The organism is Peribacillus sedimenti (assembly GCF_046237635.1).
GTDB lineage: Bacteria > Bacillota > Bacilli > Bacillales > DSM-1321 > Peribacillus > Peribacillus sedimenti.
The window spans coordinates 4,630,765-4,645,184 of record NZ_CP143547.1 but is presented as its reverse complement, the minus strand read 5'-3'; the positions used below and the strand labels follow the sequence as shown (position 1 = coordinate 4,645,184).

Annotated in this window: 15 protein-coding genes; 11 read left to right on the top strand and 4 right to left on the bottom strand. The window is 35.4% G+C overall.

Annotated elements, in window-relative coordinates:
• Positions 1 to 188 precede the first annotated feature (188 nt).
• The 4 genes from V1500_RS22850 to V1500_RS22835 all read right to left on the bottom strand — a co-directional run bounded on the left by V1500_RS22850 (position 189) and on the right by V1500_RS22835 (position 3,004).
• The gene (locus tag V1500_RS22850) at positions 189 to 398 is read right to left on the bottom strand and encodes a hypothetical protein (RefSeq protein ID WP_409302895.1); all 210 of its coding nucleotides are present in this window, start codon (positions 396 to 398) and stop codon (positions 189 to 191) included.
• A gap of 7 nt (positions 399 to 405) precedes the next feature.
• Positions 406 to 927 carry a hypothetical protein gene (locus V1500_RS22845; protein WP_409302893.1) on the bottom strand — a complete coding sequence of 174 codons (522 nt, stop codon included), beginning with the start codon at positions 925 to 927 and terminating at the stop codon, positions 406 to 408.
• Between the two features lie 679 nt (positions 928 to 1,606).
• The gene (locus V1500_RS22840) at positions 1,607 to 2,050 is read right to left on the bottom strand and encodes a VanZ family protein (RefSeq protein ID WP_409302891.1); all 444 of its coding nucleotides are present in this window, start codon (positions 2,048 to 2,050) and stop codon (positions 1,607 to 1,609) included.
• Positions 2,051 to 2,245: 195 nt separating this feature from the next.
• Complete coding sequence (locus tag V1500_RS22835) at positions 2,246 to 3,004, bottom strand: SGNH/GDSL hydrolase family protein (protein ID WP_409302889.1); 759 nt, start codon at positions 3,002 to 3,004, stop codon at positions 2,246 to 2,248.
• A 243-nt stretch (positions 3,005 to 3,247) separates the two neighbouring features.
• Here V1500_RS22835 and V1500_RS22830 point away from each other — a divergent pair, with 243 nt between their 5' ends.
• The 11 genes from V1500_RS22830 (at position 3,248) to V1500_RS22780 (ending at position 14,412) form a co-directional block, all read left to right on the top strand.
• Positions 3,248 to 3,964: a YveK family protein gene (locus V1500_RS22830; RefSeq protein WP_409302887.1), complete on the top strand. Its 717-nt coding sequence runs from the start codon at positions 3,248 to 3,250 to the stop codon at positions 3,962 to 3,964.
• A 16-nt stretch (positions 3,965 to 3,980) separates the two neighbouring features.
• Positions 3,981 to 4,655: a CpsD/CapB family tyrosine-protein kinase gene (locus V1500_RS22825; protein WP_409306095.1), complete on the top strand. Its 675-nt coding sequence runs from the start codon at positions 3,981 to 3,983 to the stop codon at positions 4,653 to 4,655.
• A 102-nt stretch (positions 4,656 to 4,757) separates the two neighbouring features.
• Entirely contained in the window at positions 4,758 to 5,525 is a 768-nt protein-coding gene (locus tag V1500_RS22820; protein WP_409302885.1) for a tyrosine-protein phosphatase, read from the top strand.
• A 322-nt stretch (positions 5,526 to 5,847) separates the two neighbouring features.
• A complete protein-coding gene (galU, locus tag V1500_RS22815) occupies positions 5,848 to 6,732 on the top strand; it encodes a UTP--glucose-1-phosphate uridylyltransferase GalU (RefSeq protein WP_409302883.1) in 885 nt (294 codons plus the stop codon).
• 85 nt (positions 6,733 to 6,817) lie between these two features.
• Positions 6,818 to 8,638 (top strand): polysaccharide biosynthesis protein, encoded by a 1,821-nt coding sequence (locus V1500_RS22810; RefSeq protein WP_409302881.1) that lies wholly within the window; start codon positions 6,818 to 6,820, stop codon positions 8,636 to 8,638.
• 127 nt (positions 8,639 to 8,765) lie between these two features.
• A complete protein-coding gene (locus V1500_RS22805) occupies positions 8,766 to 9,878 on the top strand; it encodes a DegT/DnrJ/EryC1/StrS family aminotransferase (protein ID WP_409306094.1) in 1,113 nt (370 codons plus the stop codon).
• A 3-nt stretch (positions 9,879 to 9,881) separates the two neighbouring features.
• Positions 9,882 to 10,511 carry a sugar transferase gene (locus tag V1500_RS22800; RefSeq protein WP_409302879.1) on the top strand — a complete coding sequence of 210 codons (630 nt, stop codon included), beginning with the start codon at positions 9,882 to 9,884 and terminating at the stop codon, positions 10,509 to 10,511.
• Between the two features lie 32 nt (positions 10,512 to 10,543).
• A complete protein-coding gene (locus V1500_RS22795; RefSeq protein ID WP_409302877.1) occupies positions 10,544 to 11,056 on the top strand; it encodes a GNAT family N-acetyltransferase in 513 nt (170 codons plus the stop codon).
• A 66-nt stretch (positions 11,057 to 11,122) separates the two neighbouring features.
• Positions 11,123 to 12,094, top strand: coding sequence for an ATP-grasp domain-containing protein (locus tag V1500_RS22790; RefSeq protein WP_409302875.1), 972 nt, complete (start codon positions 11,123 to 11,125; stop codon positions 12,092 to 12,094).
• A gap of 45 nt (positions 12,095 to 12,139) precedes the next feature.
• Entirely contained in the window at positions 12,140 to 13,252 is a 1,113-nt protein-coding gene (locus tag V1500_RS22785; RefSeq protein ID WP_409302874.1) for a glycosyltransferase family 4 protein, read from the top strand.
• A gap of 86 nt (positions 13,253 to 13,338) precedes the next feature.
• The gene (locus V1500_RS22780) at positions 13,339 to 14,412 is read left to right on the top strand and encodes a hypothetical protein (protein WP_409302872.1); all 1,074 of its coding nucleotides are present in this window, start codon (positions 13,339 to 13,341) and stop codon (positions 14,410 to 14,412) included.
• Positions 14,413 to 14,420 lie beyond the last annotated feature (8 nt).

Below are 14,420 nucleotides of genomic sequence, written 5' to 3'. Positions count from 1 at the left end.
TCCAGGCGCTCCGCTTTCCGCGGGGCAGCCAGGGAGCCTCCTCGGCGCGTTTGGCGCCTGCGGGGTCTCCCTATGCCGCTTGTCCCGCAGGAGTCTCGCGCCTTCCGCTCCAATCAACAGGTTCCTAAATATAGATGAAACCAAATGAAAGTCAAAAATCTTTAGTTCAACTTATATAGATTAAAATACTATTTATCATTCCGGGCGGCTTTTAAGATTTTGTACATAATAAACCAGGCAAGCGGGAAGTTTACGAACCAGGTCATGGCGACAAATGCGCCAGCCGCAATGATTGAATTGCTGGATTCATCACCTTCCACATTGGAGACAGAAAGAAAAAACAGGACGTACATTATCAGGGTGATCAGAAAAGACAATAGGCGATTTGATATTTTCATATAGGCCTCATTTAAATTTATTATATTCAGTCTCTAACAGATAGAGCCCTTTATTAACTGAGTCATAATAAACCCTGAATTGGTATTTGCCCCACTTCGCTAAGTAAACTTTCTTATACTTCATCGCCTTATCAATAATACTGAAATAGCTCTTTTGGTCAACCGGCACTCCGATGAGCTGCATGACTCTTTTTGATGCATAGAGTACATCTTTGTCTTGTGGGTTTGCGATAGTAACGTCAGTATAGTAGCCACCTATTTTCTGAGCCCTCAATACTGCCAATCCTGTACCCCCTCCATACGGATTGACATTCTTAAACGCCATAAACCTCACATTTTTTCCATTGGTATCATATTCTACGTGATACCATTTAGAGCCGGTCAAAACCGTCTTTAAAGAACTTAAGGATTTAGTCTTCGAAACTTTCGTTGAAAATGACATGGTCGCAGCGCTTGCATTCTTAGAGTCGAAGGATGCAGCGGATAATAATAACAAAACTACTAATAAAATACTAAAACTCTTTTTCATCTATATCCTCTCCTGGTAAACAAACTAGGAAAATTATACCATTATTAGATTGAGATTTGTTAGATAAAAAATTATTCTCTACATTTGAATAAATTAAAAATCAGGACCGCTTCCACTGCGTAAAATAAAAAGCACCTACCTAGGTGCTTCAAATAATTCTTCCAGCTTATTTTTGTGATAGTTTATTTTATGTATAAGTTTCTTCCTGATGCTTTCGTCAAAACAGCTTTCCAGCATTAGTTGTAAGTAGATAATTCTGAACTTTCTCCAGGTGTAAACTACTTTAAAACCACCAGGCAGCCTCTTAAACATAATAAACACCTCGCAAGTTTAGAACTTGACTTTAGTTTAATTAAAGTAAGTTTAAAAGGCTGTCAAAAGTAGTTGTCGATAGAAAATAGATTATTAACTTTTTAAAATGTACGTTGAGAAGTGTACTTCCTTTACCTTCTCTCTATGAAAATGGATCTTTGATTCCAATTGATCACGAAGCTGTTTATCTAAACACCCTTCTAAAAGGGTGTAGTGGTAATTGATTTGGATTCTGTGCCACCAATAAGATATTCTTTTTGTAATTGACAAGAGTACCCCTCTGATTTCGGATTGATACACTTTACCCGGAGCAGAACTGTGGTAATCGTAGAAATTAATTCAAAGGAGATATTGAAAGGAAATCAATCTATTTTTCACTTCGCTGAATCTTAGATCTTATTATTAAGTACGAACAAAATGTTCCCGCTGAATCAATGATCATGTCGTAAATCCGGCCATCCCGCCAGAAGTATAATTGCAACACCTCTGTCGAAATTGCAAGTAGAAGGCCTAAAAGCACGGTCAGCCCTTTACGTCTAAACGCTGCAAACAACAAAAGTTCAAGTACCGCAAAACCTACAAAGTGACCTGTTTTGATTAGTAAAAAATACTCGTGGATTTGTGTCAGGTCACTTAAGATAAAAAGTTCTCTAAAGTTAGGATTAGGATTCCATCTAAAATCAGCTGCTTCGAAATGAAAGAACGTACCATCAAAATTGGCAACGCATATACAGAAAAAGAGAATTGCACCCCAAATGATGCTGAAGAAGATGTAGACAGGGTTATACTGATTTATGTTATTTTTAAGCATTTATCGTAATCTCCCATACTTCTTTTTATAATATAAATATTAGTGCTTTAGACTTTTTGGTTATTTTCCTTAACGACCATACTAACAAGTTTTTTTAAAACCTTCTAGAATTATTATGTTTTACTTTTGAAATCCTTACATAAAAAACCCCGGATAGAGGATTGTAGTATCCTTTATTCGGGGGGTATTAGTGTTCTATTTAACCTTGTTAATCAAAAAGTCAGTTACCGCTCGGCTCCATACTTCGTAGCCATTGTCGCTTGGCGTGCTGCCATCTGAAGTTAAATATCCTTTCATCTCCTCAGATTTCTGATCTGGCCAGGATGTCCAGTGATCCATGTAAGTAATACCTTTTTCCTTGGCAAACTTTTTCAATTCCGCAACTTGCATAGGGTAATACGTGGCATTATATAACGGATTAGGCGGCTGCAGGATAAAAGCTGTATCTTTTTTATCCTGAGTTACTCGATCCATTATCGTATTGATATTAGCAAAGGAATCCTCTGACCGAACTTCCCCATTATCTTTTAACGTGAAAGGCTCCAATAAAATTAAATCTGCCTTTTCCTGCCGTAGTTCTTCGTATTTACCCAGCTGAATAAATTCCATAGAATTTAGTTCATATTGCTGAACTTCGACCACAATGCCTTTATAAGTTTCTTTTAAACTATTCACGACAGGCTCAGTCCAATGGGTATCTGATCCAACCATTAGAAGTCTAAAGGGTTTGTTTTCCTTTTGTCGCTTCTGGAATAGTTTTTGACTATCCTTTGGCCAATTAGAAATAAGAGAAGTGATATCCGAACTGTTACTGCTGGACCCGGGGTTAACTGAATCTGTTTTCCCCTGAGCTGCACCAACTGTAGTATTGATCTTGTCATTATAATGAATATTGCCAAAAGCCAGCACAGCGGCACAAACAATTGCAGCAATCGACACAAAGAATACTTTCATAAGGACCTCCGAATTTTTGATAAACCCCAAAAAAACTACAGTTAAACATGTAATTACTACCAATAACGACAAACTACTATTCAACCACGTGTCATTAGTATTAATATTAATAGCCGTGGGAGACATTTTTACTACGATTATGACAACAACTTTGACAAATTACAACAGCAAAATCATTATAAATCTACAAAATTATGGTATAATACACTCATTGTTTTTATACGACATGAGCAGGAGGAAATGATGGAAGAAACGATTAGCTTGAAAGAGTTGTTTCAAACACTGCGAAAAAGAATGAGTCTTATTATCGTCATCACTTTACTCGCAGTTACGGTGAGTGGGATCATCAGCTACTTTTTCTTAACCCCGATTTACCAGGCATCTACACAAATACTTGTAAACCAGTCAAAAGATGATAAAGCGTTATACGATATGAATCAAGTTCAGACAAACCTTCAATTGATCAATACATATAACGTGATCATTAAAAGTCCAGCTATTCTAGAAATCGTGAGTGACGACTTGATGTTAAACATGAAACCAAGCGAATTGAATGGGAAGATCACTGTCAGCAGTGAACAAGATTCCCAAGTCATCAATGTTACAGTCCAGGATCAAAATCCAGACAAAGCTGTACAGATTGCCAATAAGACAGCCGAGGTCTTTCAGACACAAATCGTTAATATCATGAAGGTGGATAACGTAAAAATCCTTGCCAAGGCAGATGCTGCAGAATCACAATCACCTGTAAAACCAAAGCCACTGTTAAACATCGCTATTGCGTTAGTGGTTGGGCTGATGGCTGGAGTAGGGCTAGCTTTCCTTCTTGAGTATATGGATAGCACTGTTAAATCAGAGAAGGACATTGAACAATTACTAGAGCTTCCTGTATTGGGTGTAATCACGATAATCGGAGAACAAGACAGCACAAAGGCGAGGAGTGAGACTGTTGGCTCTTAAAAATTCCAAAAAGAAAATGTTCGAACATAAAAGGAAATTAATAACCAGACTGAATCCGAAGTCACCAATCTCTGAGCAGTTCAGGACAATCCGTACGAATATACAATTTTCTTCTATCGACAATGATCTGCAGACACTGCTTGTGACTTCGGCAGGACCTGGAGAGGGGAAATCGACTACCGCCTCTAATCTAGCTGTGGTGTTCGCTCAACAGGGCAAGCATGTTTTGCTGGTTGATACGGATTTAAGGAAACCTACCACCCACTATACCTTCAATATAACCAATACCTTTGGATTAACCAATGTGTTAACTAAGCAAATGGAATTGACGGATGCAGTCAACCAGACAGAGGAAAATAACCTTTATATCCTTACAAGTGGCCCGATTCCACCCAATCCTGCTGAGTTATTGGGGTCTAAGGCAATGGAACAATTTATCGAGAAGGCCAAGATGGAATTCGATCTCATTATATTCGATACACCGCCAGTCATGGCAGTCGCAGACGCACAAATTCTATCAAATAGCTGCGATGGAACAGTTTTGGTAGTGTCAAGTGGGAAAACGGAAAAAGAAAGTATTCTGAAAGCAAAAGAATTACTGAGTACGGCCAATGGGAAACTGTTAGGGGTCGTCTTGAACAATAAAAAGACCCAGGACAATAATTACTACTATTACTACGGTGCAAATTAAAAAAATTTTCCAAATTACTCCCAATAATGTAAGAAACATGTTATATTATAGGACATAGTGCTCATTGATGGAATATTTTGAAAAATATAGGAGGAGAATGTAATGATTGATATACATTGCCATATCTTGCCGGGCGTTGACGATGGCGCACAATCTATCAATGAGAGTATCGAAATGGCAAAGATCGCGATTTCAGAGGGAATCACATCAATCATTGCAACTCCCCATCATAGAAATGGGAAATATGAAAATACTAAACACGCCATTTTATCAAAAGTGGATGAATTAAATGAGGTATTGAAACAGCAATCCCTATCCCTTCAAATCTTGCCAGGGCAGGAACCTAGAATATATGGGGAAATGCTAGAGTGTTATCAAAACGGAGAATTACTAACTTTAAATAATACTTACAAATATTTATTCATTGAATTTCCTTCAAATCATGTACCGCGTTATACAGATCAACTGTTATATGACATTCAGATGGAAGGCCTAATTCCAATTATTGTTCATCCCGAAAGAAATCAGGAAATCATAGAGAATCCAGATATTTTATATCAGCTTGTAAAGAAAGGGGCATTGACCCAAATTACGGCATCCAGTATGGTTGGTTATTTTGGAAAGAAGATTAGCAAATTTACCAACCAATTAATAGGAGCGAATCTTGCTCATTTTATCTCTTCAGATGCTCATAATGTCTCGAATCGGAGATTTATGTTTTCCGAATCTTTAGATCTTGTCGAAAAACAATATGGCACAGATATGGTATATTTCTTTATCGAGAATGCTGAACTATTAGTTAAAGGCAATGCCATTTATAAAGAGATTCCTCAGAAAGTGAAGGTAAAAAAATTCCTTGGGATCTTTTAAATAATTGTAATACTGTCAGTGACATCCTGACCGGCGAGGCTTCCTATCCGTTACCGATGGAGTACTCGATCATACTGTGGGGTGCCTTTTATAGGTATCCTTAGGTGCTTGTCGCCAATAGTATGTTGTGAGGACGGGTTAGATGCCCACTTTATTAATATCAATTTTAACATTATGTAATCTCCATCTTGTTTATTATCGGATTAAGAAGCAATTTGTTTAGCTGGTAATTTAAATATTAAATGATAGAACATAGGTTAAAGCTGTGTTTTACCATTTTGTATTTAACTGCCTGTGACAACTTAATGAGGAGGAGATATATTTGAAGAAAGTAAGAAAGGCTATCATTCCAGCAGCGGGATTAGGGACAAGGTTTTTACCGGCAACTAAGGCTATGCCAAAGGAAATGCTGCCAATTGTGGATAAGCCTACTATTCAATACATAGTAGAAGAAGCAGTAGCTTCCGGTATTGAAGATATCATTATCGTTACAGGAAAAGGGAAGCGTGCGATTGAGGATCACTTTGATAATGCACTTGAGTTAGAGCAGAATCTCTTTGAAAAAGGGAAGTTAGATATATTAGATAAGGTTCGATATTCTACTAATCTGACGGATATCCACTATATTCGCCAAAAAGAACCGAAAGGATTAGGACATGCTATCTGGTGTGCCCGTAATTTCATAGGTGATGAACCGTTTGCTGTTTTATTAGGGGATGACATAGTTCAAAGTGATACTCCCTGTCTTAAGCAGTTAATAAATCAATATGAAGAAACACTATCCTCTGTAATTGGGGTACAAACTGTGCCTGATACAGAAACAAACCGTTATGGGATCATTGATCCGGCTAGTCAAGATGGACGCCGATATCAAGTGCACAGCTTTATAGAAAAACCAAAACAAGGAACGGCTCCTTCCAATCTAGCGATAATGGGACGTTATATTTTAACTCCAGAGATTTTTATGTTTCTTGATCGACAGGAAGCAGGTGCGGGTGGAGAAATTCAATTGACAGATGCCATCCAGAGGTTGAATGACATCCAAAGAGTATTTGCTTATGACTTTGAAGGTATTCGATACGATGTAGGGGAGAAATTCGGATTTATTAAAACAACGATTGAATTTGCCTTGCAGCACAAAGATTTAAGAGAAGACATTTTAGAGTATTTAAAAGAAGTTGTTTCTTCACAAGAAACACTAGTTTAATTTTTCGGATAGAGGTTTAACCGTCTGGGTGAATTACGGTTTTTTGATTTATGGTGAAGATGATGCTTAAAGGGGGGCTATTTGGTTGACGTACCGAAAGCGATTAACATTTCTGCCGCTATTAGATTCATTTATTGTAGTTACTGCTATTTATTTTAGTTATTTAATCTTAAATCCTGACCTTGGTATCTTTAAGATTCCCACTCTTTTAGTGACATCTATTACTTTATTAGTAAGTCACCATATGTTTGCGGCTAAATATAAGTTGTATTATAAGGCGTGGCAATATGCGAGTGTAGGAGAATTAATCTCCATCTCGAAAGCGATAAGTTATTCGATGATTGTAACAGCTTTAGTGCAATATTTGGCATTCCAAAATGTTTATATAAGGGCATTATTAATTACATGGATGCTACATCTTTTATTAATCGGAGGATCACGTTTTTCTTGGCGTATGTTCCGAGATCGTTATATAAAAACAAATCTCAAAAAAAAGCGTACATTAATTATCGGCGCCGGTTCAGCTGGAACAATGGTGGCTCGTCAGCTTTTAAACAATCATGATATAGAGTTAAAACCAGTAGCATTTATAGATGATGATCCGCAAAAATTTAAGTTGGATATTCTGGGTCTACCTGTAGTAGGCAAAACCAGTAGTATCGGGAAGATAGTCCAATTAATGCAAATTGATACAATTATTATCTCCATTCCTTCATTGAACAAAAAAGAGCTAAATCGTATTTTTAAAGAGTGTTCGAAAACAAATGCGAAAACTCAGATTATGCCGATGATAGAAGATATTATGCTTGGTAAAGTGTCTGTTAACCAATTTAGAGATGTACAAGTAGAGGACCTATTAGGCCGTGAACCAATTGACCTGGATATTGACTCCATTTCCCAATATGTAAAAGAAAAGACTGTTCTTGTTACCGGTGCAGGTGGATCGATAGGATCGGAAATCTGCAGGCAAATTTGTTCGTTCGAACCTTCGCGGGTTGTATTAGTTGGACATGGAGAGAATAGTATTTATCAGATAGAAATGGAACTTCGAAACCAATATGGCAGTATAGTTGAAATTATTCCTGTTATAGGCGATATTCAAGATCGAACAAGAATGTTTGAGGTAATGGAAGAATACAAACCTAACGTAGTCTATCACGCCGCAGCCCATAAACATGTTCCATTGATGGAGTATAATCCAAGAGAAGCTGTGAAGAATAATGTCTTTGGTACAAAAAATGTAGCGGAGGCCGCAGATACCTTCGGTGTAGATACATTCGTTCTCATCTCATCAGATAAAGCTGTTAATCCTACTAACGTAATGGGTTCTACCAAGAGAATTGCTGAAATGATTATTCAAAAGTTAGACAAAACTAGTAATACAAAATTCGTTGCCGTTCGTTTTGGTAATGTACTAGGAAGCAGAGGCAGTGTCATTCCTTTGTTCAAGAAACAAATCCAGGCTGGAGGGCCAGTAACTGTTACCCACCCAGAAATGACTAGGTACTTTATGACAATTCCGGAAGCCTCGACGCTTGTTATTCAGGCAGGAACTCTGGCTCGTGGTGGAGAAGTGTTTGTGCTTGATATGGGTGAACCTGTCAAAATTGTTGATCTGGCTAAAAACCTCATCAGACTTTCTGGTTATACAATAGAAGAAATCGGCATAAATTTTTCAGGAATTCGACCCGGCGAGAAAATGTTTGAAGAATTGTTGAATGAAAAAGAAGTTTATCCAGAACCTGTGTTTCCGAAAATCTTCATTGGAAAGGCTGTCTTGGAACAGGAAGCGGAAATCAGTTTTTTACTTGATCAGTTTGACGGCTTTTCAACAAATGAATTAAAAACTTACGTAATAAATCTTGCTAACAGAAAAGAAAACAAAGTGCTTTCATTAGCAACCTAGCAATGCCAGATTCTTATTTATCAAAAGGTAATTAGTATATAGCTCCTTTTCCTTCAGAGATTCTTAGGGAAAGGGGCTTAACTTTTGCCCGAATTGGAAGGAAGTGTAGAAAATGGAATCGACAAAAGTGAAAGAAAGAATATTCCTCTCTTCTCCACACATGAGTGATGAAGGTTATGAAATACAATACGTACAGGAAGCTTTTGATACAAACTGGATTGCGCCCCTTGGTGAAAACGTAAATGGATTTGAAAGAGAGCTTGCTGAGAGGGTTGGTTCTAAAGCTGCTGCAGCACTGTCTTCAGGAACAGCTGCTATTCATTTGGCTCTTAAAGCAGCAGGAGTCGGAGAAGGGGATATTGTTTTCTGCCCGACACTTACTTTCTCTGCTACTGCAAATCCAATCATCTATCAAAATGCTATTCCTGTATTTATCGATAGTGATTATGAAACTTGGAATATGAGCCCAAAAGCATTAGAAGAAGCATTTGAGAAGTATCCAGAAGTAAAGGCAGTCATTGTTGTGCATCTATATGGCTTGTCTGCAGATATGGATAAGATAATGGAGATTTGTAAGAAACATAATGTAGCCGTTATAGAAGATGCTGCCGAGTCATTGGGTACTTACTATAAAGGTAAGCATACTGGGACTTTTGGTGATTATGGAATCTTTTCTTTTAATGGAAACAAGATTATCACAACTTCCGGGGGTGGAATGCTTGTTTCTAATAATGAAGAGAGAATTTCTAAGGCGAGATTTTGGGCCACTCAATCCCGAGATCAAGCAAGACATTATCAACATAGTGAATTAGGTTTTAATTACCGTATGAGTAATGTTGTTGCCGGGATTGGAAGAGGGCAGCTTAAAGTGTTAGATCAGAGAGTTGCGAAAAAGAATTATATTTTTGAATTTTATAAGAGAGAGCTTGGTGAGCTTGAAGGTGTGGAGTTCATGCCTAGCAATGAATGGGAGGAACCAAATTATTGGTTAAGCTCGATAACGTTATCTTGTGAAGTTAGACCTATTGATATATTTAAAGCATTGGAAGCTGAGAATATCGAATCAAGGCCGGTTTGGAAACCTATGCATATGCAGCCATTCTTTGAGAAATTTGATTTTATTGGTGAAGGTGTATCGGAGAAACTTTTTGAGAATGGTGTTTGTTTGCCGTCTGATACAAAGATGACGGATGAAGAATTAGAAAGAGTTGTTAAGATAATTAAAGGATTGTGGAGATAATCAATGAGAGTCTTGAATTTATTTATTAAACGGTTAATAGACTTTTTTGGAAGTCTAATTGGTGTAATTATGATTTCACCAATTCTTATTATCATAGCCATATCTATTAAGTTGACATCAAAAGGTCCTGTGTTTTTTAAACAAGATCGTTTAGGAAAGAATGGTAAGATTTTTAAAATCATTAAATTTAGAACAATGGTTGTTAATGCTGAAAAACTTGGGGATGGATTAACAGTAAAAAGTAAAAATGATAATCGAATAACAAAGGTAGGTAAAATACTCCGTGCAACAAGTGTTGATGAATTACCCCAACTTTTTAATGTTGTAATGGGACAAATGAGCCTTGTAGGCCCTCGCCCACCGGTTACTTATTATCCATACGATGGATTTGAAAACTATCCTGATTGGGCAAAAAAACGTTTTACAGTGCACCCTGGAGTAACAGGGTTAGCACAAGTAAAAGTAAGAAATTCAGTTAGCTGGGATGACAGAATTGTTGTAGATAACAAATATATTGATGAATTTAATGTATGGCTTGATATTAAGATTTTGTTTAAAACAGTGTTTAAGCTTTTTAAATCTGAAAATATCTATATGGAAACTGACAAAAAGTCTACAAAAAAGTCTATATAGGGTCGGCAATTACAAATGAAAGTGGTGAGAATGTGATCAAAGGAGAAAAAGTATATCTTAGGCCTATTCTCAAAGAAGATATTACTTTCTTAAATGAATGGAAAAACGATGAAGAAACTTATCGTTATTTAGGTGGGGGGTTTATGCCAACATCTATAGATCAACAAGAAAAGTGGATGGACTCTATGATAGATACTACAGGTAATAATAAGCGATTTATCATTTGTGATAATGAAAATCTACCTATTGGAATGGTAGGTTTATATAGTATTAATTGGATTCATCGTACAAGTGAAATAGGCCTCTACATTGGAAACAAAAGTACCCAGGGTAGAGGATATGGAAAAGAATCATGTAGATTAATTGAGCGATTTGCGAAAGAGTATTTAAACTTGAGAAAAATAAAGTTAAATGTTGTATTTGATAATGAATCAGCTACACATATGTGGCACTCCCTAGGTTATGAAAAAGTAGGAAAATTTAAAGATGAACGATTTATTAAAGGTGAATATAAGGATTTAGTATTAATGGAAAAGTTTATTTGATTATAGCAATGTAGCTAATTAAATCAGTAGATTTTTAAAAGGCTAGCCTTTGGGAGGATCTGACGAATGGGTAACGAGTTAAATATACTAATATTAAGCTGCGGGACAAGAAATAAAATTGTACAGTACTTTAAAAAAGAACTAGGCAGCAGTGGGCTTGTTATTGCTACTGATTGTAGCGATTTGGCACCTGCTTTATATGAAGCAGATAAACATTTTATTGTTCCAAGAGTGGGAGATGAAGGATACCTAGACGTTATTCTTTCAATTTGCAAGGAAAATAATATTAAAGCTGTCTTATCGCTAATAGATCCTGAACTTAGTTTCCTTGCAGAACATAAACAGGAATTTGTAGATATTGGTACACTCCCTATTATCTCAGAATTGGAAGTAGTTAAAATGTGTTTCGATAAATATACAATGTTTAAATTTTTGGTTCAAAATGGATTCCAAACCGTTAAAAGTTATGTTGACAAAGAGCAATTTTATAAAGATGTGGAAGCAGGAATCATTAATTATCCAGTATTTGTAAAACCTGTGAAAGGTAGCGCAAGTATCAATATAAATAAGGTTACTTCGAAAGAGGAAATTGAACTATTATTTAGTAGATTTGATAATTTAATGATTCAGGAATTTATGGATGGAACAGAATACGGGGCTGATGTTTATATCGACATTTTTTCTGATGAGCCAGTAGCAATATTTACAAAGGAAAAAATAAAAATGAGGGCTGGTGAAACTGATAAATCCGTTTCAATTAAGGATAAACAGCTGTTTGAATTAATTAAGAATTTAGTTCAAATAATTGGGTTTAAAGGTATTATTGATATTGATATTTTTAAAGTGAAAGGTGAATATTACATCTCTGAAGTAAATCCTCGTTTTGGTGGAGGCTACCCGCATGCGTTTGAGAGTGGGGTAAACGTGCCAAGGATGATTATCAATAATGTAAATGGAGATATTAATGTTAGTGAAATGGGAATGTATGATGAAGGAATATATATGATGAAGTTTAATGAACTTAAAATAAAAAAATAAAAAGGTAGTCTCATTCAGTTACTATTATTGGCAGGAGAATTTTTTATGAAAATATTATATGTGTCTACAATTTCAAATACAATAAATGCATTTATGATTCCTCATATTGAAATGCTATTAGATCAGGGACATGAAGTGCATATAGCCTGCAATATTAATAGGGAAATTAGTCCTATATTATTGAATCGTGGTTGTAAAGTTTATAATATAAAGTTTCAACGCTCACCTTTTAAAAAACAGAATATAGTTGCTTATAAAAAGTTAAAACAGCTTATTATCGAGGGAGAATATGATGTTGTACATACTCATACTCCAGTAGCCTCAGTGTGTACTAGGCTTGCGTGTAAAAAAGTTGATAATGTAAAGGTGATATATACTGCGCACGGTTTTCACTTTTATAAAGGTGCTTCATTTAAAGACTGGTTAGTATACTACCCGGTTGAACGCTACCTTGCAAGATATACAGATATTTTAATTACAATTAATAAAGAAGACTATGAAAGAGCTAATAAGTCATTTAAAGCTGGGAGAATTGAATATATTCCAGGAGTGGGGATTGATACTAAAAAATTTAATGAAGTAGTTGTGGACAGGACTAAGAAACGCAGCGAAATAGGGGTGCCTGATGACGCGTTTCTTATACTATCAGTAGGTGAGTTAGGTGAAAGGAAGAATCATGAAGCAATTATTAGAGCTATAGCAATGCTTAATGATGCCAAGATTTATTATATAATTTGTGGACAAGGTCCATTAGAGAAGCATTTAAGGGATTTATCTAAAGAGCTTGGAATTGAACACCAAACAAGGCTATTAGGTGTCCGTAAGGATATTGCTGAAATGTGTAAGGCTTCCGATCTATTTGCCTTTCCATCAAAACGAGAGGGCCTTGGAATTGCTGCTCTTGAGGCTATGGCCTCTGGGCTACCAATTATAACTTCGAATATACAAGGAATAGTAGATTATTCAGTGAATGGTAAAACTGGTTATAGTTACAGCCCGAAAAATATAAATGGCTTTGCAAATGGAATAAAAGAATTAAAAAGTAACAAAGTGTTAAGAGACAAAATGGGATTATATAATGAAGATACTGTTGAAAGGTTTAGTATAGAAAAGTCCAAAAGTAAATTGCAAAATATTTATCAATTAGTCTCTAAATGAAATAGTTTGGATAATAAGAATAAGATAAACAATTTTCTTAAAATATTTAAAAAAATAAAGTCAATAATTGAATTAAGGGGAATTATATGGTAGGTATAGTATTTTTACTAAACACAACTTATGCACCATATATGCAAAAATATATTGATGTTTTAGAATCAGAAAATGAAGATTTTGAAGTGATTTATTGGAATAGATTAGGAGCTCCCGATTGTCCAGAAAAATATAAATCAATTGTTTATAACAAGACTTCTAAGCTAAGTTCATCATATGGTAAAAAGATTAAGGATTTGTTAGGCTTTAGAAATTTTGTTTTACAGACTATTAGCAAACGAAAATATGATAAGTTAATAATTCTTACTACATTAACCGGTATTTTTATGTGTGATTTTTTGGTCAAGAATTATAAAAATAAATATATTTTTGATATCAGGGACTACACATTTGAAAAGTTATATCCATTTAAATTGATAGAAAACATGGTAATAAAGAATTCATTTTTTACCACGATCTCTTCTGATAAATTTAAGACATTTTTACCATCATCAAATAAATATGTAGTATCTCATAACATAATACGAGAAGAAATAGAAGAAGCCAAATCATTTAAAAGGTCAAAAGGGATTGAAGAACCAATAAATATTACTTTTATTGGAGCGGTAAGACATTTTGAAATTGACAAAAAAATAGCTTTGAAATTGGCAAATGATGTTCGATTTAATATTACTTATCATGGTTATGGTGTAACTTCAGATAAATTCAAACAATTTTGTGAGGATAACTCTCTTAATGTAAAAATTACAGGCAAGTATAATAGAAAAGAAAAAATGAATCTATTAGCAAACGCTGATATTATAAATGCATATTATGGAACGGGAAGTTATGCTAATTTATATGCAATGCCAAACAAATACTATGACTCTTTAATATATAAAATTCCTTTTTGGGCTAACCCCAAAGTGCATTCTGGGGAAAGAGCTAGTAAGGCCGGTATAGGAATAAACGTAGATCTGGATAGTAATAGTTTGGCAGATGATCTATATCATGAATATTTGAGAATGGATATCGGTAAATTCAGGTTAGACTGTGACAATGAACTTGCTAAAATCATAGATGAGGATAATCACTTTATTCAAAGAGTTATGGAGTTTATCAAATAGGGGGTTAG